This is a genomic window from Neisseria sp. P0021.S007, assembly GCF_051956855.1.
This window is the reverse complement of sequence record NZ_JBQCXA010000080.1, coordinates 1-1,343: the sequence shown is the minus strand read 5'-3', so window position 1 is coordinate 1,343 and position 1,343 is coordinate 1. Positions and strand designations below refer to the sequence as shown.

2 protein-coding genes are annotated in these 1,343 nt (G+C 44.7%); both read right to left on the bottom strand.

What is annotated here, in order from left to right:
- A partial coding sequence (locus ACTHUR_RS11230; protein ID WP_440398626.1) for an IS3 family transposase occupies positions 1-745 on the bottom strand: 745 nt, incomplete at its 3' end.
- Between the two features lie 108 nt (positions 746-853).
- The coding region (locus tag ACTHUR_RS11225) for an IS5 family transposase (protein WP_440398625.1) at positions 854-1,343 on the bottom strand (490 nt) is incomplete at its 5' end.

The window sequence follows — 1,343 nt, the reverse complement described above, 5'->3', positions numbered from 1 at the left end:
CCTCTCTACTGTTAAATTCCCGCCCATAAAAACATTCCGTTTTTAATCGCCCAAAGAAACTTTCCATCGCGGCGTTGTCCAAGCAATTCCCTTTTCTCGACATACTTTGAATGATGCCATGTTCTGCCAAGATTCGACGATAAGCCACCATTTGATATTGCCATCCCTGGTCTGAATGTAAAATGACACCACAAGCTTTATTTAATCCTTTGATGGCTTGTATTAACATGTCCTCTACTTGCGCCCAGTTTGGGAAATAGCTGAGATTATATGAAACTATCTCATTGTTAAATAAGTATAAAATTGGAGATAAATAGTCTTTGCTCCCATCTTTCGCCTTAAACTCGGTGATATCGGTCACCCATTTTTGGTTCGGGGCCGTTGCACTAAAATCGCGTTCAAGATGATTAGGAGCAATCACCCCTATCGTGCCTCGATAGGTCGTAAATTTCTTGCTTTTTCTTGACCGCACTTGAAGCCCAAGTGTCTGCATTAAACGTTGAACTTTTTTATGATTCACGCCTGGCAAGCAGGCATGAACACGTCGGTAGCCATAATCAAGATGATTGGCTTTGATGCGTTTAATGGTCTTTTTCAATAACTCATCCTTATCCGGTTTAATCTGAAGTTTAGCAAAAAACGTACTACGCGCTAATTGTGCAAAGCCTAAAAGCCATTTTAACGGATAGCGTGCTCTTAACCTTTGGAGACTTTTGCAAAATTCCTTTTTCCCGACAGCCGAAATCCAAACACAGGTTTTCGGCTGTTTTTATTTCAAATATCCACTGATTCTACTCAAATACCCCCTTAATCCCCCTTGGATACCTGATTAAGCAGGCATCCGGGCCACCTTTTAGGCGGCAACAGGCACACTTAGCCTGTTGGCGGCTTTCAAAAGGTTCAAACACATCGCCTTCAGGTGGCTTTGTGCACTCACTTTAATCAGCCCGAAATAGGCTGCCCGGGCGTAGCGGAATTTACGGTGCAGTGTACCGAAGCTTTGTTCGACCACATAACGAGTCTTTGACAAATATCGGTTGCGTTTGGTTTGCGCTTCCGACAGCGGATGTTTGCGGTGGGCTTTGCACATAATACCGTCCAGTAACCGATGCTCTTCCAGATGTTGCCGGTTTTCCTCACTGTCATAGCCTTTGTCGGCATAAACGGTCGTACCTTTAGATAGACCTTCCAACAAAGGCGACAGGTGTTTGCACTCATGGGCATTGGCGGGAGTGATGTGCAGTTTCTCGATATAGCCTTCCGCATCGGTGCGGGTATGTTGTTTGTAGCCGAGTTTGTAGAGGCCGTTTTTCTTTATCCAACGGGCATCGCTGTCTTTACTC